The sequence below is a fragment of the Flavicella sp. genome, from assembly GCF_029238425.1.
In the GTDB taxonomy this organism is placed as follows: domain Bacteria; phylum Bacteroidota; class Bacteroidia; order Flavobacteriales; family Flavobacteriaceae; genus Flavicella.
In genome coordinates this window covers 27,261-46,100 of sequence record NZ_JAQWGB010000053.1, presented here as the reverse complement: position 1 = coordinate 46,100, position 18,840 = coordinate 27,261, and the positions used below count along the sequence as shown (strand labels likewise).

The 18,840-nt window shown below is 35.0% G+C and carries 21 protein-coding genes; 16 read left to right on the top strand and 5 right to left on the bottom strand.

The window, feature by feature from the left end; translation table 11 throughout:
• Nucleotides 1-124: 124 nt before the first annotated feature.
• Nucleotides 125-1,072, top strand: a complete 948-nt coding sequence (locus P8H68_RS03615; protein WP_300321723.1) for a PhoH family protein — start codon at nt 125-127, stop codon at nt 1,070-1,072.
• A 102-nt stretch (nt 1,073-1,174) separates the two neighbouring features.
• Nucleotides 1,175-2,125: a phosphoribosylaminoimidazolesuccinocarboxamide synthase gene (locus P8H68_RS03610; RefSeq protein ID WP_300321720.1), complete on the top strand. Its 951-nt coding sequence runs from the start codon at nt 1,175-1,177 to the stop codon at nt 2,123-2,125.
• 66 nt (nt 2,126-2,191) lie between these two features.
• Here P8H68_RS03610 and rlmB read toward each other — a convergent pair whose 3' ends face one another.
• The 5 genes from rlmB to P8H68_RS03585 all read right to left on the bottom strand — a co-directional run bounded on the left by rlmB (nt 2,192) and on the right by P8H68_RS03585 (nt 10,045).
• A complete protein-coding gene (rlmB, locus tag P8H68_RS03605; RefSeq protein ID WP_300321717.1) occupies nt 2,192-2,932 on the bottom strand; it encodes a 23S rRNA (guanosine(2251)-2'-O)-methyltransferase RlmB in 741 nt (246 codons plus the stop codon).
• Between the two features lie 76 nt (nt 2,933-3,008).
• Nucleotides 3,009-3,755, bottom strand: a complete 747-nt coding sequence (locus tag P8H68_RS03600; RefSeq protein WP_300321714.1) for a hypothetical protein — start codon at nt 3,753-3,755, stop codon at nt 3,009-3,011.
• 10 nt (nt 3,756-3,765) lie between these two features.
• Nucleotides 3,766-5,199 carry a RagB/SusD family nutrient uptake outer membrane protein gene (locus P8H68_RS03595; protein ID WP_300321711.1) on the bottom strand — a complete coding sequence of 478 codons (1,434 nt, stop codon included), beginning with the start codon at nt 5,197-5,199 and terminating at the stop codon, nt 3,766-3,768.
• Nucleotides 5,200-5,209: 10 nt separating this feature from the next.
• On the bottom strand, nt 5,210-8,371 hold the full coding sequence (locus P8H68_RS03590; protein WP_300321708.1) for a TonB-dependent receptor: 3,162 nt from the start codon (nt 8,369-8,371) through the stop codon (nt 5,210-5,212).
• A gap of 150 nt (nt 8,372-8,521) precedes the next feature.
• Entirely contained in the window at nt 8,522-10,045 is a 1,524-nt protein-coding gene (locus tag P8H68_RS03585; protein WP_300321706.1) for a hypothetical protein, read from the bottom strand.
• A gap of 339 nt (nt 10,046-10,384) precedes the next feature.
• Between P8H68_RS03585 and rpsL the strand changes: the two genes are divergently transcribed.
• The 14 genes from rpsL (at nt 10,385) to rpsQ (ending at nt 18,839) form a co-directional block, all read left to right on the top strand.
• Nucleotides 10,385-10,759, top strand: a complete 375-nt coding sequence (gene rpsL, locus P8H68_RS03580) for a 30S ribosomal protein S12 (RefSeq protein WP_152285527.1) — start codon at nt 10,385-10,387, stop codon at nt 10,757-10,759.
• A 64-nt stretch (nt 10,760-10,823) separates the two neighbouring features.
• Nucleotides 10,824-11,300: a 30S ribosomal protein S7 gene (rpsG, locus tag P8H68_RS03575; RefSeq protein ID WP_139958430.1), complete on the top strand. Its 477-nt coding sequence runs from the start codon at nt 10,824-10,826 to the stop codon at nt 11,298-11,300.
• Nucleotides 11,301-11,303: 3 nt separating this feature from the next.
• Nucleotides 11,304-13,427, top strand: coding sequence for an elongation factor G (fusA, locus tag P8H68_RS03570; protein ID WP_300321702.1), 2,124 nt, complete (start codon nt 11,304-11,306; stop codon nt 13,425-13,427).
• A 17-nt stretch (nt 13,428-13,444) separates the two neighbouring features.
• Nucleotides 13,445-13,750 carry a 30S ribosomal protein S10 gene (gene rpsJ, locus P8H68_RS03565; protein ID WP_139958432.1) on the top strand — a complete coding sequence of 102 codons (306 nt, stop codon included), beginning with the start codon at nt 13,445-13,447 and terminating at the stop codon, nt 13,748-13,750.
• 367 nt (nt 13,751-14,117) lie between these two features.
• On the top strand, nt 14,118-14,735 hold the full coding sequence (gene rplC / locus P8H68_RS03560) for a 50S ribosomal protein L3 (RefSeq protein WP_300321698.1): 618 nt from the start codon (nt 14,118-14,120) through the stop codon (nt 14,733-14,735).
• Entirely contained in the window at nt 14,735-15,364 is a 630-nt protein-coding gene (gene rplD, locus P8H68_RS03555) for a 50S ribosomal protein L4 (RefSeq protein ID WP_300321695.1), read from the top strand. The genes rplC and rplD overlap by 1 nt, the downstream gene beginning before the upstream one ends.
• 7 nt (nt 15,365-15,371) lie before the next feature.
• Entirely contained in the window at nt 15,372-15,662 is a 291-nt protein-coding gene (rplW, locus tag P8H68_RS03550) for a 50S ribosomal protein L23 (protein WP_300321692.1), read from the top strand.
• Between the two features lie 9 nt (nt 15,663-15,671).
• Nucleotides 15,672-16,496 (top strand): 50S ribosomal protein L2, encoded by an 825-nt coding sequence (gene rplB, locus P8H68_RS03545; RefSeq protein ID WP_300321689.1) that lies wholly within the window; start codon nt 15,672-15,674, stop codon nt 16,494-16,496.
• A gap of 6 nt (nt 16,497-16,502) precedes the next feature.
• Nucleotides 16,503-16,784 carry a 30S ribosomal protein S19 gene (gene rpsS / locus P8H68_RS03540; protein ID WP_300321686.1) on the top strand — a complete coding sequence of 94 codons (282 nt, stop codon included), beginning with the start codon at nt 16,503-16,505 and terminating at the stop codon, nt 16,782-16,784.
• A gap of 5 nt (nt 16,785-16,789) precedes the next feature.
• The gene (gene rplV / locus P8H68_RS03535) at nt 16,790-17,197 is read left to right on the top strand and encodes a 50S ribosomal protein L22 (RefSeq protein ID WP_300321683.1); all 408 of its coding nucleotides are present in this window, start codon (nt 16,790-16,792) and stop codon (nt 17,195-17,197) included.
• 12 nt (nt 17,198-17,209) lie between these two features.
• On the top strand, nt 17,210-17,926 hold the full coding sequence (rpsC, locus tag P8H68_RS03530) for a 30S ribosomal protein S3 (protein WP_300321680.1): 717 nt from the start codon (nt 17,210-17,212) through the stop codon (nt 17,924-17,926).
• A 10-nt stretch (nt 17,927-17,936) separates the two neighbouring features.
• Complete coding sequence (gene rplP, locus P8H68_RS03525; RefSeq protein WP_300321677.1) at nt 17,937-18,365, top strand: 50S ribosomal protein L16; 429 nt, start codon at nt 17,937-17,939, stop codon at nt 18,363-18,365.
• 12 nt (nt 18,366-18,377) lie between these two features.
• On the top strand, nt 18,378-18,569 hold the full coding sequence (rpmC, locus tag P8H68_RS03520) for a 50S ribosomal protein L29 (RefSeq protein ID WP_300321674.1): 192 nt from the start codon (nt 18,378-18,380) through the stop codon (nt 18,567-18,569).
• A gap of 12 nt (nt 18,570-18,581) precedes the next feature.
• A complete protein-coding gene (gene rpsQ, locus P8H68_RS03515) occupies nt 18,582-18,839 on the top strand; it encodes a 30S ribosomal protein S17 (protein ID WP_152285516.1) in 258 nt (85 codons plus the stop codon).
• Nucleotide 18,840 lies beyond the last annotated feature (1 nt).

The window sequence follows — 18,840 nt, the reverse complement described above, 5'->3', positions numbered from 1 at the left end:
TTGGGGTTCGTTCTAAAGGATATTATTCCTTAAAAATCTTAAACAAATTTATACAAATATATAGGAATTAATAGTATTTTTAGACATGAAAATAAAGGAAATATAAACAATAAAAAGCAAGCAGTTGAACGAACGTATTATCAGTCTATCAGAGATAAATCCAATTGAGTTTTTTGGTCATCAAGAAGCCACAATTAAGCAGTTAAGAGCTTATTTTCCAAAACTTAAAATAGTAGCTAGAGGTTCTGAAATCAAAGCGTATGGGGAACCCACTATTTTGGATGAGTTTGAAAAACGTTTGGAAATGATAGTTAAGTATTTTGAGAAGTACAATAAAATTGATGAGAACTCTATTGAGCAATTGCTTACAAATACAGGTAAAAAACAAGCAACTTCTTCTAAGGCAGATGGTGTTTTGGTGCATGGAGTAGGAGGCAAATTGATCAAGGCACAAACAGAAAATCAAAGAAAGATGGTTTCTAAAATGGAAACAAATGATATGTTGTTTGCCATTGGACCTGCAGGAACAGGCAAAACATATACAGCGGTTGCTTTGGCTGTGAAAGCTTTAAAAGATAAAGAAGTCAAAAGAATCATATTAACGCGTCCGGCAGTAGAGTCTGGTGAAAATTTAGGGTTTTTACCTGGAGATCTAAAGGATAAATTAGATCCCTATATGCAGCCACTATATGATGCGTTACGCGATATGATTCCGTTTGAAAAATTAGATGCTTATATTGAAAAAGGAGTTATTCAAATTGCTCCATTGGCTTTTATGAGAGGTAGAACTTTAGACAACGCTTTTGTGATATTGGATGAAGCACAAAATACGACTGCCGGACAAATGAAGATGTTCTTAACGCGTATGGGAAAAAGAGCTAAGTTTATTATAACTGGTGATCCTGGCCAAGTGGATTTGCCAAGAAAGCAAGTTTCAGGATTGAAAACATCCTTATTAGCATTAAAAGGAGTGAAGGGAATTGCCAATATATTTTTAGATGACAAAGACGTAATTCGTCATAGGTTGGTTAAAGAAATAATCAAAGCCTATAAAAATATAGAAACAGAATAATATATTGTAATAAAGTAAATGTTCAAGTGAAGTTTCTAGTTTAGAATTCTTTATTTTTGCAAAACCATTTTACACAATATTAAGAGCAATAAAATTTTTATAATGACAAAGACAATCAACGACACAAATTTTAATTTCCCTGGACAAAAAAAAGTTTACAAAGGAAAGGTAAGAGAAGTATATACAGTGAGTAATGATCTTTTGGTTATGGTTGCAACAGATCGATTGTCAGCTTTTGACGTAATCATGCCAAAGCAAATTCCTTTCAAAGGTCAGATATTAAATCAAATTGCTTCTAAAATGTTGGAGGCAACTAAAGATATTGTTCCGAATTGGGTAGTTGGTACGCCAGACGAAAATGTTACTATTGGTCATTCATGTGATACTTTTAAAGTAGAAATGGTGATCCGTGGGTATTTGACAGGGCATGCTTGGAGAGAATATAAATCGGGAAAAAGAGTTCTATGTGGGGTTGCTATGCCCGATGGAATGATAGAAAATCAAAAATTTAAAAATCCAATTATTACACCCTCTACAAAAGCAGATATAGGGGATCATGATGAGGATATTTCTAGAGAAGATATTTTAGCAAAAGGAATTGTATCAGAAGAAGATTATAAGCAATTGGAAGCTTATACCTTTGCTTTGTTTGAAAGAGGAACTGAAATTGCAGCCAAACAAGGATTAATTTTAGTAGATACTAAGTACGAATTTGGAAAAACTGCGAATGGAGAAATAGTGGTGATTGATGAAATACATACACCAGATTCTTCTCGTTATTTTTATGCGGATGGATATGAGGAGATTCAAGCGAAAGATCAAAAACAAAAGCAACTGTCAAAAGAATTTGTGCGTGAGTGGTTGATCGAAAATGGTTTTCAAGGAAAAGAAGGACAAGAAGTACCTGAATTGACGGAAGCTAAAATCACCGATATCTCTAATAGATATATTGAATTGTATGAGAAAATTACGGGTGAAACTTTTGTAAAAGCAGATGTGACTGATGTAATTGAACGCATTGATACAAATGTGAAAGCATTTTTAAATTCCTAGTAAGAATTGATACTTCATAAAAAAGCCTCTACTAATTTAGTAGAGGCTTTTTTATAGATGTGTTTTTTATAATCTTTGTCTTACAGCTTCATATAAAAAGGCTCCACAGGCTACAGAAACGTTTAAGGATCCTATATTCCCTTTTAGTGGTAGTTTCGCTTTTGCATTGACCATTTTTAAAATAGAAGGATTGATTCCTCTATCTTCAGAACCCATGATTATCGCTGATGGCTTTTTTAGATCAACATCAAATAATAAATCATCTGTTTTTTCCGTGGCAGCAACAACTTGTATCTCGGCAGCTTGTAGGATAAACAAGGCATCCTTGATATGGTTTACCTTACAGATTGGTATATTAAATGCTGCACCGGCAGATGTTTTTACGGTCTCTGCATTGACTGGCGCGTTCCCTTGATTTTGAATGATGATACCATGTACTCCAGTACATTCAGCAGTTCTAATAATAGCCCCGAAATTTCTTACATCTGATACTTGATCTAACAGTAAAAATAGGGGAGTTTCTTCTTTTTCAAGAGTTGCTTCAACCAACGTATCTAAATCATGAAAATTTATTGGAGCAATTTGTGCTACAGCCCCTTGATGGTTGTTGTACTTAGAAAGTTTATCTAGTTTTTCAACAGGAACATAACTAAAGGCAACCTTATTTGTTTTGATCTGCGTCATCAATTCATTCATCAAATGTCCAGAAATTCCTTTCTGAATAAACACTTTATCTATGGAGCTTTCGCTATTGATTGCTTCAATAACCGCTCTTAATCCAAATATTTTTGACGTCTTTATTTCCATGGCGCAAATGTACTGCTATTATCTGTATAAAAAAACCCGCTTTTAAAGCGGGTTTTGCATTTGATATGTGCGGGTTTTATTTTGGTGTGAAATCATGTATAGTTCCAGCTACATCTCCTTGGTATTCCATGTGAAACGTTCCGTTACATGCATTATATGTTCCTGATCCAACACAGTTATACGTTTGTCCATCTCCCATAACAATAGGCTGAGAAGGCATAACAATCGTTCCGTCTTCTGGATTGAAATCATAATAGGCAAGATCAGTAGTCCAATCCCAAAAATTTGTTACCCAAATTCTATTATCAATAGTAGGGTCTAAGGTAATAGTCGTGTCGTAATCACCATAACCAGCTTCAGTAATAGTATAATCACCAATAAAGTTGTTAATGTCTAATGGACAGAATCTAAAAATATTTAGATTAAGGTTGTCTCCTGTGAATATTCCGTCTTCAGTATTATTAAATGCAATAGTTAAAGATTCCCCAGAATCCCCTATGTTAACATCAGTTATTGTGATTATAAATTCCCCAATATTTGAATTAGCAGGAATTGATACAGAATTAGGAAACGAGTAAGTATTTTCGTCTGCTGAAGTGTTGTCTGCATCAATAGTTAAATTAATGATTCTTTCACTGCCGGAGTTCTGAGATGAATAAAACAAAACAGCCTGTTCATAGGTGCTGTTTTGATTGACAGTAATGTCAGGTGTGTCTCCAAAAGTTAAATAATTGAAGTTAGAGTTTAACTCAGGGTTGTCTTCACAACTAATAACAGTTATGAAACCAAATAGGACTAAAATAATTTTGTATACGTATTTCATATCTTATGTTTTATCGGTTTTTTCCATCATTAACGGATGCATCAATATTGTCATTCGCATCAATTTCCTTTTGTGGTACTTTTAAGAAAAAGTGAGGGTCATCTGCAGACAAGAATGATTGAGGCAAACGATGATTACCTGTTCGAGGTATTCCTCTTCTCATTCTTTTTGCATCAAACCATTCTACTCCAATTTCAGCATATAGTTCTTTTCTTCTTTCAACAAGAATTTCTTCTAATAAATCAGCTCCTGTATTTGATGATTTTGTCGCGTTAGGGTCTCTATTTGATTGTAAGGCGAATAAAATATCATGAGCAGTTGCGTCGTTAAGGCGATGTTTTGCCTCAACTTCAATTAAAATCATTTCGGCAGTTCTCATTAATGGAAGATCAGAGTCAAAAGCGAATTTAAATTTAGTTGTTGTCAAAAATTTATATTCGGATCCAACAGCTGGTGTGTACGTTTCGTCGAATAAGTTTCTAATATCTGTAGCGCTAAATAAAGCTCTAAAATCTTCATTAATGTAAGATGCGTAGTACCCGTCTGCCATATGATCGCTGAATGCGTGAGGAGCCGCATAGTAATAGTTCGATTGATCTGTTGTTTGTGGACTTCCCCAAATCCATTCAGTGTTTTCAATTTTGTCAAAACCATTACCATATTCTGATGCATTAAGAGCTGCAGTTGGATTACCTCCATAAGCAATTATGGCTGCGTCCCTTGCACCTTGCCAGTCTTCAGTTACTAGGTAGACTCTAGCTAATATTCCAGCTGCCACCTGTTTGTTAATATACGATTTCCCAAGTCTAGTGTCATCTAGATTAGCAACTGCTTCGGTTAAATCATTTATGATTAAGTTGTACATTTCTGATAATGTAGACATCGGTTTACCTTCGGTAGCCATTTCTGTATAGATAGGAGGTGCAGGTAAAGTTGGGTCATAACTGTAGGTATGTTGAAACTCCATTGCTAATTGAAAATAGAAAAATGCGCGATGTGTTAAAGCTTGAGCTCTAAGTTCTTGAACATCATCAGCTGCGATATTACTTTCTGCTAGGCCAGCAATTATAGAGTTTGCTTGGTTTATCATGTAATACGGATAGTCCCAAGTGAATATTGATCTTCTGTAATTAGGTTCCCTGTTATCATTGTCATAGTCGAATAAAAACCAACTAACACCTTGAATAATGTCATTCGCTTTTACCGTTCTAACAAAGTACATAGAGTACATACCACCAGTGTCAGTTGAACCATCCGCTCCTCTAAATTGATCACGGTAAAAACGTTGCATACCTGAAAGATGTGCTTCAACTCCGGCTCTTGAGTCAAAAATAACGGCTTCTGTAACCGCATCAGTAGGTTTTGGTTCGTTTAAAAAATCATCGCTACAACTGAATAAAATCATTGCAACGCAAATACTTGCTGTATATATAAGTTTTTTCATGTTGTATAAATTAAAAGTCTAAATTTAATCCTAGAGAAACAGTCTTTAAGTTATAAGACCTATTGTCTGTTGTACCTGCTAAGTTTTGCTCAGGGTCAAGTCCTTTATGGCTTTGCCAAGTGAACAAATTATCACCCTGAAAAAATAAACGAAGTCTGGAGATACTCATTTTATCTGTTATTGTTTTGGGTATGTTATACCCAAAAGTCAATGCCTTTAGACGGATATAGTCATTTTTAAAAAGGAATCTGTCTGATCTACTGTTAAAGTCGTTTTGTGAGTTGAAAAGAAGAGGAACATGGGTTACGTCACCAGGTTCTTGCCATCTATATTGCAAATCAGTATGACCAGCCCTTCCAACATCAGCCATACCTTCCATAAGTGATGCGTAAGAGGAGTCATATACGTATGCTCCGAAACTAAAATTAAATAAAAAGTTTAAATCAAAATTTTTGTAAACCAAATTATTTGAAAAACCTCCGATCATATCAGGAAGAGATGTTTTATCCGTGTATTTTCTTGTTGCATCGGCATATAACTCTGTTACGTCTCTCGTAATGTTTCCTTCAGTATCTTCAGTTTCAATGTACCACATCCCTTTTCCATTTGCTGGATTTACACCTGCCCATTCAGCAAGATAAAAGTCATATAATGATCTACCAACTTCCCATCTTTTTGTTCCATTAATGAAGGATTCTTGAGTAAGTTCAGTTATTTTATTTTTATCAAATGATACGTTTAAACCGGTAGTCCATTTGAAATTTTTGTTACTAATAATATTTGATCGAAGCGAAACTTCAACACCATAATTCTTCAAAGATCCTACGTTAGTTTTTATTTTGTCGTTACCGGTAGACGAAGGTAATGGTCTGTCGTAAATTAGATCCACAGAGGTTTTTGTGTAGTAGTCAATTGATCCATTTAGGTATTGTCCAAATAAGCCAAAGTCAAGACCAATATTTGATGAAGCTGTTTTTTCCCAAGTTAACCCTGGGTCTGAAACGTCACCTAAAATAACTCCAGTGTTATCCAATTCGTTCCATCCGGTTTCATAAAGAGATAGGTAAGGGAAGTAATCAGCATTATCGAATTCATCCTGTGTTTTGTTGTTTCCTAATTCACCATAAGATGCTCTTAATTTTAGAAAGTTGATTTGATCTATGTTTTTCATGAAAGCTTCTTCTGAAATGATCCAAGATCCCCCTACAGCAAAAAAGCTACCAACTCTTGTTTCTGGACTGAATCTACTTGAAGCATCCTGTCGAAATGAAATTTCACCAAAATATTTTTCTTTATAATTATAGGAAGCTCTACCTAAATAAGAATTAAGTGTTTCATCGGTTAAAGATCCTCTAACAGCTTCGGGAGTTGTGCTACCATTTAATACTTTTACATTAGGAAGAAAACCAACTCCTTGAGCTCCCAAATTGCTAATGTTTCTCTCAAAAGCTTCATGCATTACATCAAGGTTGATATTGTGTTCTCCAAATTTTCTTTTGTAGTTTAGAGTATTTATAATGTTTTTTGTAACTGTAAAGTTCCTATCTTGATCAACTCTACCGTTTACACTTGCAGCAACACCATACTGATTATGGTTGTATTCATAAAAGTCGTAAATATATTTTTCAAAAGATATTTGAGTTTTAAAACTAAGATTTTTCATTAGTTGAAATTGCATATATCCATTGGCCGTAAAATTATCTCTTTTGTATTGTTTTTCATAAAGGTATAAAGAACCTAAAATGTTTTCTCCTTGATATTGCGGTCTTACGGCGTTAAGTGCACCTGAATTATTTCCATAATCATATATGTTATTGCCTTTGGCATCGTATATGAAATTTCCATTAGCATCTCTTCTGTATACTGGATAGTAAGAAGATAGATTGTTAATCCATTGAATGGTGCTAGTAAAACTTGTTCCGCTTTGCTCAGGGAAGTTTTGAACAGAAGTAGAGTAGAATAATGAAACCCCCGTTTTAAACCATTTGTTTACCTTGGTGTCTACGGAAAGACGTGTTGTAACCCTTTCGAATTTTGATGTTTGTATGCTTCCCTCCTGATCTAGGTAATTTAAATTGAATGAATGAGTCGTATTCTCACTACCTCCGGATATTCCGAGGGTGTGTTCAATTCTTTTAGCACTATTGTTTTCAATCAGGTCCCCCCAATTTGTATCCCATTTTTTGTCTGTAGACAAAAGTTTTCCGTCAGTACCCACAGGTGTTGGGGAGCTATATGGGTTGTAGCCAAGAGTTGTAACAAGGCTGTTGCTGGCTGCAGAAGCAGCATCTGCAGGAGACATACCTTGGTTGTACTGATTGTTGTTTCTAATTGCTTCCCATGTATATTCTGTAAAAGTATCAGTGTCAATCAACCCATGCCTTTCAACTGCCCTGCCGGATACACCATAAGTTGTTTTTACAGATACAGAGGTTGGAGAGTTAAATTTTCCTCTTTTTGTGTTTATCAAGATAACTCCATTAGCACCTCTAGATCCATATAAGGAGGTGGAAGCAGCATCTTTTAGAACATTCATGGATTCTATTTGGTCCGGACTAATTGTATTAAGGTTCCCGTTAAAAGGAGCTCCGTCAACAATTATTAACGGTGAAGCATCAGCGTTTATTGAGCTTACACCTCGTATTCGTATAGTTGGGTTTTCTCCAGGTTGTCCACCACTAGAGATAACATTAACACCAGCGACATTTCCTTGAAGAGCCGTCGCAACAGATGTAAGTTGTTGATTTTCTACAATATCGGAAGATACAGTTGAGATTGCACCAACAATTGATTTTTTAGTCTGTTTACCAAAGGCAACAACTACAACTTCTTCAAGTGCCTCGGTATCTTCTTCCATAGTAATTTGCAGTGGAGAAGAGTTCTTAACCGTTTTTTGAAGAGAAATCATACCAACATAACTGATATCGAGAATAGCCCCAACTTTCGCTTCAATAGAAAAATTCCCGTCAAAGTCGGTTTGAGTTCCATTTGTTGTATTGTTGATAATGACAACGACCCCAGGTAATGGTCCTGACGCATCAGAAATAGTACCTGTAACGGTAATTTTCTGGCTTTGTGAATAAGTGATTTGAACAACGAGCATACACAAAAGCATCGCTATTCGACGTAATTTTAGATTCATCTGGGTAGAGTTTTTTAAATTATTTAACATAATTATAACTTTTTTCTGTAATACGATTAAAAAAGGCACGAAAAATTTCTAACTATATTGAATTATTAACGTTTGTATATTTGCAAAAGGTTAAAAAACTTCTTTTGGCATATTTTTATGTGTGAAAGGTTCGTTTTTGTTTAAGAATGGTTAAAATTCAGTTGTAAGTTTGATGTGGAATATTCCTTGGTTGAAATTGAATGGGGCTTTGTTGGTTTTACCAAAAGCGTAATTAAAGTTTATAAATCCTCCTTTGGTTTTATAAGCATAACCAAGACCAAAACTATAATTTCTGTCATTAATAGAATTGATTGGGTTTTTTGTGATTCCAAAATCAGTTAAAGTGTAGAGGTAAGACTCTAATGAGGTTAGTAATTGGTATTCTAAGTTTGTGAAATTGTAAGAAGATGTAAAAATGCTCTGTTCGTAAAAACCTCTTATGGTGTTAGCACCTCCTATTTGAAAAAGTTCATTGAGAGTGAGGTTTTGACCAGTGATGTTTTCGGTTCTGTTGTGTATGTAAATCCTACTTCTTTTGGATAGTCTTTCTTTTAATATTATATCCAAATAAGTATAATATTGAGCTTCGGTGTTTGTTTCTGTTGTTTTATTACCAGCACTTGCTTTTGCGGAAATTTGGAAATATGTGTTTGTTTTTTTTGGTTGGGTGTATTCGTACTGTGTCCCGTACAATCGCTTTTTATAAGTTTCGATATTAAGGGTGTTGTCCTCGATTAAGTTTGTTGAGTTTTTTAATAGGAAATTAAATCCAATTGCGTTGTTTGTGTTTAATGCGTAATTGATCGAGGCGTTGAAGTCGGTGTTGATAAAGGAAGAATCTTGTTTGTAAATTTCAAATTTAATTTCCGGACTGATTGGAGAGTTAAAAATGTAAGGTGTTGCGGCTTTAAGTTTGAAGTTTTCCTGTTGGTTTCCATTGTTGCTCCAATAGAAGGAGAGATGTTCTCCTTTGTTAAAGCTGTTGTTAAGAGCGACATCGAGATATCCATTAAATCTTAGTTTGCCGTTTTCTCCATTTGTAAAACCGATAAGTCCATCAAATTTATTGGATTGTTGTTTTTGTAAGTATACATATATATGAGTGGAGTCTTTAGTGAAAAGAACTTCAGGTTTTCTTGTTTCTGTAACAAAGGGAAGTGTTTTAAGGTCTTGACTTATTTTTTCTAAAGTACTTTTCTTGTAGATTTCTTTATTGGAAAGTCCAAAATGTTGGTCTATAAATTTTTGAGGGAAATTTTTGTAGCCCTTCACTACAACCTTATCTATACTTCTTTTTTTTGTGGTTTTGATTTCTATATTGGTGTACAAAGTGTCATTTGATTGGCTTATTTTTGTAGGGGTGATTTCTGTAAAGGTGTAGCCCTGATCTTCATAATAATTATAAAGTAGTTTTATGTTGTTGTCTAGTTTTGAAAAAGGAACAATTAGTTGTTGGTTGGAGATGTGTTCCGGAAGGTCGTTCGTTCTGCTGAATGTCAAGTGTGCAAAATTTAGTTGTACCCCTTCTTTTGTTTCGTAGCTGTATACACTGTCATTTGTTTTCTCTAAAGTAATTTGATGATTAATAAAACCTTCTTTGTTTAATCGCTTAGATATATCCTTAATATATAAGTCTAGTGCATTTTGGTTTTTAAACAAAGTATCTCTAATCAATGAGAGTTGCGTTTCTTTTTGTTGGGTTTTAAGTTGAACTCTGACTTTTTGTGCGGTGCAATCAGAAGAAAAAATCGAAAAAAATGCAAAAAGCGGAAAGAAAATAATTTTTCTTGGAAAAATAGGAAGAGTTAAATATCTGTTCTGCATGTATGAAAACATTTCTTTCTGAGTGAAATGGCTAAAGTCAAAGCTAAATTATAATTACCCAAATATCAAGAAATTTGTAAATATTAAAATTTAACTTGCTGGTATTTGAATAATTAGATAAAAAACGTATATTTGCACCCTCTAAAAAATAGAGAATTATAAAATAAACACAATTTATAACATTTTAGTATGCCAACTATTCAACAATTAGTACGCAAAGGAAGAACCCAAAACACTAAGAAGAGTAAATCGGCTGCTTTAAATTCGTGTCCTCAAAGAAGAGGAGTATGTACACGTGTTTACACTACAACACCTAAGAAACCAAACTCTGCAATGAGAAAAGTTGCCAGAGTTCGTTTGACTAACGGTAATGAGGTAAATGCATACATTCCTGGAGAAGGACACAATTTACAAGAGCACTCGATAGTATTAGTAAGGGGAGGAAGAGTAAAAGATTTACCAGGGGTAAAGTATCACGTAGTTCGTGGAGCTTTAGATACAGCTGGTGTTGAGGGAAGAACTCAACGTAGATCTAAATACGGAGCCAAACGTCCTAAGAAGTAAATTTTTTAATGTTCGCTAGGAATCAAAAATGATTGATTAGCAACAACAACAAACTCAAGAAAACATGAGAAAAAGAAGAGCCAAAAAAAGAGTTCTTTTACCGGATCCTAAGTTTAACGATCAATTAGCAACACGTTTCGTGAACATGCTAATGTGGGATGGTAAGAAATCAGTAGCTTTTAAAGTATTTTATGATGCTTTAGATATCGTAGAAGAAAAAAAGGGAGAAGAAGAAAAATCTGCCTTAGAAATTTGGAAAGATGCATTGTCAAATGTAATGCCTCAAGTAGAAGTTCGTAGCCGTCGTGTAGGGGGAGCAAACTTTCAAATTCCAATGCCAATTAGACCAGATAGAAAAGTTTCTATGGCTATCAAATGGATGATTTCATTTGCTAGAAAAAGAAACGAGAAAACAATGGCTCAAAAATTAGCAGGTGAGATTTTAGCTGCGGCTAAAGAAGAAGGTGCTGCTGTTAAGAAAAGAGTAGATGTTCACAAAATGGCTGAAGCAAATAAAGCATTCTCACACTTTAGATTCTAAGAAATGGCAAGAGACTTAAAATTTACAAGAAATATTGGTATTGCTGCGCATATTGATGCTGGTAAAACTACAACAACTGAACGTGTATTGTACTACACAGGAGTTTCTCACAAAATTGGGGAAGTTCATGATGGTGCAGCTACTATGGACTGGATGGAGCAAGAGCAAGAAAGAGGTATTACAATTACTTCTGCTGCAACAACTTGTGAGTGGAAATTCCCTGTTGAAAACGGGCAAGCAACGCCTGATACAAAAGGATACCACTTTAATATTATTGATACTCCAGGACACGTTGATTTTACTGTAGAGGTAAATAGATCATTACGTGTATTGGATGGTTTGGTTTTCTTGTTTAGTGCTGTTGATGGTGTAGAGCCTCAGTCAGAAACTAACTGGAGATTGGCTGACAACTATAAAGTGCCAAGAATTGGTTTTGTTAACAAAATGGACCGTCAAGGATCTAACTTTGCTAGGGTTTGTACTCAGGTAAAAGAAATGTTAGGTTCGAATGCAGTTGAAATCGTTTTACCAATTGGTGAAGAAGCGGATTTCAAAGGTGTGGTAGATTTAGTAAAGAACAGAGCTATTTTATGGCATGATGATACGCAAGGGGCAACTTTTGATGTTATCGATATTCCTGAAGACATGGTGGACGAAGCTGCTGAAGCTCGTGCTAGATTGATCGAAGAAGTTGCATCTTACGATGAGAACTTGTTGGAGAAATTCATGGAAGATGAAAATTCAATTACTGAAGAAGAAGTACATGCTGCTTTAAGAGCTGCAGTTATGGATATGGCGATCATTCCTATGATTGCTGGATCTGCATTTAAAAACAAAGGGGTTCAATTCTTGTTGGATGCTGTTTGTCGTTACTTACCTTCTCCATTAGATAGAGATGAAATCGTTGGGACGGATCCTGCTTCAGGTGAGGAAACTTCTAGAAAACCAGATGCTAAAGATGATTTCTCAGCATTGGCATTTAAAATCGCTACCGATCCTTTCGTAGGTCGTTTGGCTTTCTTCCGTGCTTATTCTGGACGTTTAGATGCTGGTTCTTATATTTTGAACAACCGTTCAGGTAAAAAAGAACGTATTTCTCGTATCTATCAAATGCATGCTAATGAGCAAAAAGCTATCGATTTTATCGAAGCTGGTGATATTGGTGCGGCTGTTGGGTTTAAAGATATTAAAACTGGAGATACAATGTCTTCTTTAGAAGCTCCAATTGTTTTGGAATCTATGGATTTCCCTGATCCGGTAATTGGTATCTCAATTGAGCCTAAAACAAAAGGAGATATGGATAAATTAGGAATGTCTTTAGCTAAGTTAGCAGAAGAGGATCCTACATTTACCGTAAAAACGGATGAGGCTTCTGGTCAAACAGTAATCTCAGGAATGGGTGAATTACACTTAGAGGTTTTGATTGATCGTTTGAAGCGTGAATTCAAGGTTGAAGTGAACGAAGGTGAGCCTCAAGTAGAATACAAAGAAGCTGTAACAAGAGCTACGGAGCACAGAGAAACTTATAAAAAGCAATCTGGTGGACGTGGTAAGTTTGGTGATATTGTTTTCGAGATGGGACCTGCTGATGAAGATTTCAAAGGACCTGGATTACAATTCGTTGATAAAATTAAAGGAGGACGTATTCCTAAGGAATTTATCCCTGCTGTTGAGAAAGGATTTAAAGAATCTATGCAAAATGGACCATTAGCTGGTTTCGTTATGGATACTTTGAAAGTTACGTTAACAGATGGATCTTTCCACCCGGTGGATTCTGATGCTCTTTCTTTTGAATTAGCTGCAAAAATGGGTTACAAAGCATGTGCAAAAGCTGCTGGTGCTGTAATCTTAGAACCTATTATGAAAATGGAGGCTATTACTCCAGAAGAAAACATGGGTGATATTGTAGGTGATTTAAATAGACGTAGAGGTCAAGTAAACGATATGGGAGACCGTTCGGGAGCGAAAGTTATCAAAGCAGATGTGCCATTATCTGAAATGTTTGGATATGTAACTACGTTACGTACACTTTCTTCAGGTAGAGCAACTTCTACAATGGAATTTTCTCATTATGCACAAACTCCTTCTAATATTTCAGAAGAAGTTATCGCAAAATCAAAAGCATAATCTCTAAAATATAAATCATGAGTCAAAAAATTAGAATAAAATTAAAATCTTACGATTATAATTTAGTAGATAAATCTGCTGAAAAGATTGTAAAGACTGTAAAGTCAACTGGTGCTGTTGTAAACGGACCAATTCCTTTACCAACGAATAAAAAGATTTTCACTGTATTGCGTTCACCACACGTAAACAAAAAATCTAGAGAGCAATTTCAATTAAGTTCTTTCAAAAGATTGTTAGATATCTATAGTTCATCTTCAAAAACTATTGATGCTTTAATGAAATTGGAATTACCAAGTGGAGTTGAAGTAGAAATTAAAGTATAATTTCTTTCTCAATCATATTAAAAAGCTATATCATTTGATATAGCTTTTTTTTTTTGCTCTTTTCGATAATGATGTTACTATTGATGAAAGTGGTAATTTCATAAGGAAAGTTATGGATTGTAACTTCTTTTTTTTGAGTCATTTAGAATTCTATAATTAATATGAAATTCGTTTTTTTATTCAAATTATATATTCTATATTTGCACCTCATTAAAAATAGGCGTTTTGTAAAATATTCGCGTATATACATGTCCGGAGCTGCGAGCGAAGGAAAAACGGTAAAAAATAGATTCAGAGCTGAAGATATTTTTGCTCTGTTTTTTTTGAAATAAAATAAGAGAATAATAATTAATATAAATAAATAAAAATGTCTGGGTTAATAGGAAGAAAAATCGGAATGACCAGCTTATTCGATGCAAACGGGAAGAATATTCCTTGTACTGTTATTGAATGCGGTCCTTGTGTAGTTACCCAAGTCAGAACTGAAGAAGTTGACGGTTATGCCGCTTTACAATTAGGTTTCGATGACAAAGCAGAGAAACGCACGTCAAGCGCGTTAAAAGGTCACTTTAAAAAGGCTGGAACTACTGCTAAGAAAAAAGTCGTTGAGTTTACAAGTTTTGATGAGGAGTACAAATTAGGAGATACTATCACAGTAGATCTATTTGAAGAAGGAGAATTTGTAGATGTATCTGCAGTTTCTAAAGGTAAAGGATTCCAAGGGGTTGTAAAACGTCATGGATTTGCCGGAGTTGGTCAAGCAACACACGGTCAACACAACCGTTTAAGAGCTCCTGGTTCTATCGGTGCTGCATCATATCCAGCGAGAGTATTCAAAGGAATGCGTATGGCCGGAAGAATGGGTGGTGAAAATGTAAAAGTTCAAAATTTAAGAGTTTTAAAAGTATCTTCTGATAAGAACTTACTTGTAGTGAAAGGATGTGTTCCAGGTCACAAAAACGCTTACATAACTATTGAGAAGTAATGAAAGTAGCAGTTTTAGATATTACAGGAAAAGACACAGGAAGACAAGTTGAGCTTTCTGATGCTATATTCGGATTAGAGCCTAACAAGCACGCTATTTATTTAGATGTTAAGCAGCACTTGGCTAATAAAAGACAAGGAACGCACAAAGCTAAAGAAAGAGCTGATATTGCTGGTTCTACTAGAAAAATCAAAAAACAAAAAGGGACAGGTACTGCACGTGCAGGATCTATCAAGTCTCCTGTTTTTAGAGGTGGAGGTAGAGTTTTTGGTCCAAGACCAAGAAACTATTCTTTCAAATTAAACAAAAACTTAAAAAGATTAGCTCGTAAGTCTGCTTTAAGTACACAAGCTAAAGATCAAAACATTGTAGTGATAGAAGATTTTTCTTTTGAAACTGCAAAAACTAAGAACTTTACAGATGTATTGAAAGCTTTTGGTGTTGAAAATGCTAAGTCTTTGTTTGTACTAGGGAATACTAATAACAATGTTTATTTATCTTCTCGTAATTTGAAAAAGACAACTGTAATTACTGGCGATGCGTTGAGTACTTATGGAGTCTTAAATACAAATAAAGTTATCCTTTCTGAAGGAGCTTTAGAAGGAATTGAGTCTAATTTAAGCAAATAGGGAAGAGATGAGTATTTTAATTAAACCTATTATCACAGAAAAAGCAACTGCTGATAGTGAAACGTTCAACCGTTACACTTTTAAAGTAGCTGTTGGAGCAAATAAAGTAGAGATCAAAAAAGCTGTTGAAGCTGCTTACGGAGTATCGGTAGAGAAAGTAAGAACAATGGTTTACCCAGTAACAAGAACACAAAAATTCACTAAGAAAGGTGTTGTTTCTGGTATGGTTGGTCAATACAAAAAAGCAATCGTTCAATTGTCAGATGGTGAAGCAATTGATTTTTATAACAATATTTAATAACTAGAGATGTCAGTTAGAAAATTAAAACCAATTACACCAGGTCAGCGTTTTAGAGTAGTGAATGGGTTCGACGCCATAACTACTGATAAGCCGGAAAAAAGTTTACTTGTTCCGAATAAAAGATCTGGAGGTCGAAACAACAGTGGAAAGATGACCATGAAATTCATGGGAGGTGGACACAAGAGAAAGTATCGTGTTATCGATTTTAAAAGAGATAAGGCTGGTGCTGCTGAAGTATTGTCAATTCAATACGATCCAAACCGTACAGCGTTTATTGCTTTGTTGCAATTTGCTGATGGTGAAAAGAGATATGTAATCGCTCAAGGAGGATTACAAGTAGGTCAGAAAGTAGAAGCGGGTTCAGGAGATATTGCACCAGAAGTTGGGAATGCAATGCCTTTATCTGAAATGCCTTTAGGAACTACAATTAGCTGTATCGAATTAAGACCAGGTCAAGGAGCTGTTATGGCTCGTAGTGCTGGATCATTTGCTCAGTTAATGGCGAAAGATGGTAAGTATGTTACTGTAAAGATGCCTTCAGGAGAAACAAGATTAATTCTTGCGACTTGTATGGCAACTATTGGAGTAGTATCTAACTCAGATCATCAATTACTAGTATCTGGTAAAGCAGGTAGAAGTAGATGGTTAGGAAGAAGACCTAGAACGAGACCAGTGGTGATGAACCCGGTTGATCATCCAATGGGTGGTGGTGAAGGTAAATCTTCAGGAGGACATCCTAGATCTAAGAACGGTATCCCTGCAAAAGGTTACAAGACTAGATCTAAGACCAAAGCGAGTAATAAGTATATTATAGAACGTAGAAAAAAATAATAAGATATGGCACGTTCATTAAAGAAAGGACCTTACGTATTTCATAAACTTGAGAAAAAAGTTTTAGCTAATGTTGAGGCAGATAGTAAATCAGTAATCAAAACTTGGTCTAGAGCAACAATGATTACTCCAGATTTCGTAGGACAAACAATTGCAGTACACAATGGTAGAGCATTTGTACCTGTTTATGTTACTGAAAATATGGTAGGTCACAAATTAGGAGAATTCTCACCAACTCGTTCATTTAGAGGACACGGTGCGGATAGAAAAAACAAAGGTAAAAAATAGTAGGTATGGGAGTTCGTAAGAAAAATATGGCAGACCAACGTAAAGAAGCGAATAAGTCTATCGCTTTTGCAAAGTTGACTAACTGTCCTACATCACCAAGAAAAATGCGTTTGGTGGTTGATCTAGTAAGAGGTTTGGAAGTTGAAAAAGCTTTACAAATCTTGAAATTTAGTTCAAAAGAAGCATCAATCAACGTAGAGAAACTTTTGCTTTCTGCTATTGCTAACTGGCAAGCGAAAAACGAAGGAGCTAGCATCGAAGAAGCGGCTTTATTTGTAAAAGAAATCAGTGTTGATAGCGCAGGTATGTTAAAAAGGTTAAGACCGGCACCACAAGGTCGTGCACATAGAATTAGAAAACGTTCTAATCATGTGACTATCGTGTTGGGAAGTAAGAATAATGCAACTAATTAATCGTAAGTAGAAATGGGACAAAAAACAAATCCAATTGGAAATCGTTTAGGAATTATCAGAGGATGGGAATCTAACTGGTATGGTGGAAATGACTACGGTGATAAATTAGCTGAAGATGATAAAATAAGAAAGTACGTTCGTGCTAGATTATTTAAAGCAAGTGTTTCTAGAATTATTATTGAGCGTACGCTTAAACTTGTAACCGTTACTATCACTACTGCAAGACCTGGTATTATTATTGGGAAAGGTGGAACAGAGGTAGACAAGTTGAAAGAAGAACTTAAGAAAATTACTGGAAATGAGGTTCAAATCAATATTTTTGAAATCAAGCGTCCAGAATTAGATGCTACTTTAGTTGCTTCAAGTGTTGCTCGTCAGATTGAAAATAGAATCTCTTACAAGAGAGCTATCAAGATGTCTATTCAAGCAGCTACAAGAATGAATGCTGAAGGAATCAAAATTGAAATTTCAGGTCGTTTGAACGGTGCTGAGATGGCACGTTCTGAGCATTTCAAAGAAGGTAGAATTCCTCTTTCTACTTTTAGAGCAGATATTGATTATGCACTAGTTGAAGCACATACTACTTATGGAAGATTAGGTATTAAAGTGTGGATTATGAAAGGTGAGGTTTATGGTAAGAGAGAATTGTCTCCGCTAGTTGGCTTAGAGAAAAAGCAAGGTGGTAAAGGTGGTAATTCAAAGAAACAACAACCTCGTAAAAGAAAATAAAACTTAAGAAATGTTACAGCCAAAAAGACTAAAATACCGTAAGGTACAGAAAGCGAAGGGTAATATGAAGGGTAACTCTCAAAGAGGAAACCAACTTTCTAATGGAATGTTTGGAATCAAATCTTTGGATCAAAACTTACTTACATCTCGCCAAATTGAGGCAGCTCGTATTGCGGCAACACGTCATATGAAAAGAGAAGGGCAGTTATGGATTAAAATATTTCCAGACAAGCCTATTACTAAGAAACCTTTAGAAGTACGTATGGGTAAAGGTAAAGGTTCTCCAGAATATTTCGTAGCAGTAGTAAAACCAGGAAGAATTCTATTTGAAGTAGGAGGAGTTCCTTTTGAAGTTGCAAAAGAAGCATTACGTTTAGCAGCACAGAAACTTCCAGTTCAAACTAAGTTTGTAATTGCAAGAGATTTTGATAACGCTTAATATCTAAGAGACATGAAACAATCAGAAATTAAAGAATTATCAGTTGCTGAGTTACAAGAGAAACTAGCAGGATTCAAAAAAAACTATACTGATCTAAAAATGGCACATGCGATTTCTCCTTTGGAAAATCCTTTGCAATTGAAAGCTATTAGAAAAACTGTTGCTAGAATAGCAACTGAATTAACTGGTAGAGCAGCTCAGTAAATATTAGAAAAGATGGAAAAAAGAAATCTTAGAAAAGAAAGAATTGGTGTTGTATCTAGTAACAAAATGGAGAAATCTATCGTTGTTGCAGAGGTAAAGAAAGTAAAACACCCGATGTACGGAAAATTCGTTTTGAAAACGAAAAAGTATGTTGCGCATGACGAATTAAACGACTGCAATATCGGAGATACTGTAAAGATCATGGAAACTAGACCTTTAAGTAAATCTAAACGTTGGAGATTAGTAGAAATCCTAGAAAGAGCTAAATAAT

Bases quoted from the DNA above. Each gene is read 5' to 3' on its own strand.
- P8H68_RS03610 (WP_300321720.1), top strand. From the start codon at position 1,175: ATGACAAAGACAATCAACGACACAAATTTTAATTTCCCTGGACAAAAA.
- rlmB (WP_300321717.1), bottom strand. From the start codon at position 2,932: ATGGAAATAAAGACGTCAAAAATATTTGGATTAAGAGCGGTTATTGAA.
- P8H68_RS03600 (WP_300321714.1), bottom strand. From the start codon at position 3,755: ATGAAATACGTATACAAAATTATTTTAGTCCTATTTGGTTTCATAACT.
- P8H68_RS03595 (WP_300321711.1), bottom strand. From the start codon at position 5,199: ATGAAAAAACTTATATATACAGCAAGTATTTGCGTTGCAATGATTTTA.
- P8H68_RS03590 (WP_300321708.1), bottom strand. From the start codon at position 8,371: ATGTTAAATAATTTAAAAAACTCTACCCAGATGAATCTAAAATTACGT.
- rpsL (WP_152285527.1), top strand. From the start codon at position 10,385: ATGCCAACTATTCAACAATTAGTACGCAAAGGAAGAACCCAAAACACT.
- rpsG (WP_139958430.1), top strand. From the start codon at position 10,824: ATGAGAAAAAGAAGAGCCAAAAAAAGAGTTCTTTTACCGGATCCTAAG.
- fusA (WP_300321702.1), top strand. From the start codon at position 11,304: ATGGCAAGAGACTTAAAATTTACAAGAAATATTGGTATTGCTGCGCAT.
- rpsJ (WP_139958432.1), top strand. From the start codon at position 13,445: ATGAGTCAAAAAATTAGAATAAAATTAAAATCTTACGATTATAATTTA.
- rplC (WP_300321698.1), top strand. From the start codon at position 14,118: ATGTCTGGGTTAATAGGAAGAAAAATCGGAATGACCAGCTTATTCGAT.
- rplD (WP_300321695.1), top strand. From the start codon at position 14,735: ATGAAAGTAGCAGTTTTAGATATTACAGGAAAAGACACAGGAAGACAA.
- rplW (WP_300321692.1), top strand. From the start codon at position 15,372: ATGAGTATTTTAATTAAACCTATTATCACAGAAAAAGCAACTGCTGAT.
- rplB (WP_300321689.1), top strand. From the start codon at position 15,672: ATGTCAGTTAGAAAATTAAAACCAATTACACCAGGTCAGCGTTTTAGA.
- rpsS (WP_300321686.1), top strand. From the start codon at position 16,503: ATGGCACGTTCATTAAAGAAAGGACCTTACGTATTTCATAAACTTGAG.
- rplV (WP_300321683.1), top strand. From the start codon at position 16,790: ATGGGAGTTCGTAAGAAAAATATGGCAGACCAACGTAAAGAAGCGAAT.
- rpsC (WP_300321680.1), top strand. From the start codon at position 17,210: ATGGGACAAAAAACAAATCCAATTGGAAATCGTTTAGGAATTATCAGA.
- rplP (WP_300321677.1), top strand. From the start codon at position 17,937: ATGTTACAGCCAAAAAGACTAAAATACCGTAAGGTACAGAAAGCGAAG.
- rpmC (WP_300321674.1), top strand. From the start codon at position 18,378: ATGAAACAATCAGAAATTAAAGAATTATCAGTTGCTGAGTTACAAGAG.
- rpsQ (WP_152285516.1), top strand. From the start codon at position 18,582: ATGGAAAAAAGAAATCTTAGAAAAGAAAGAATTGGTGTTGTATCTAGT.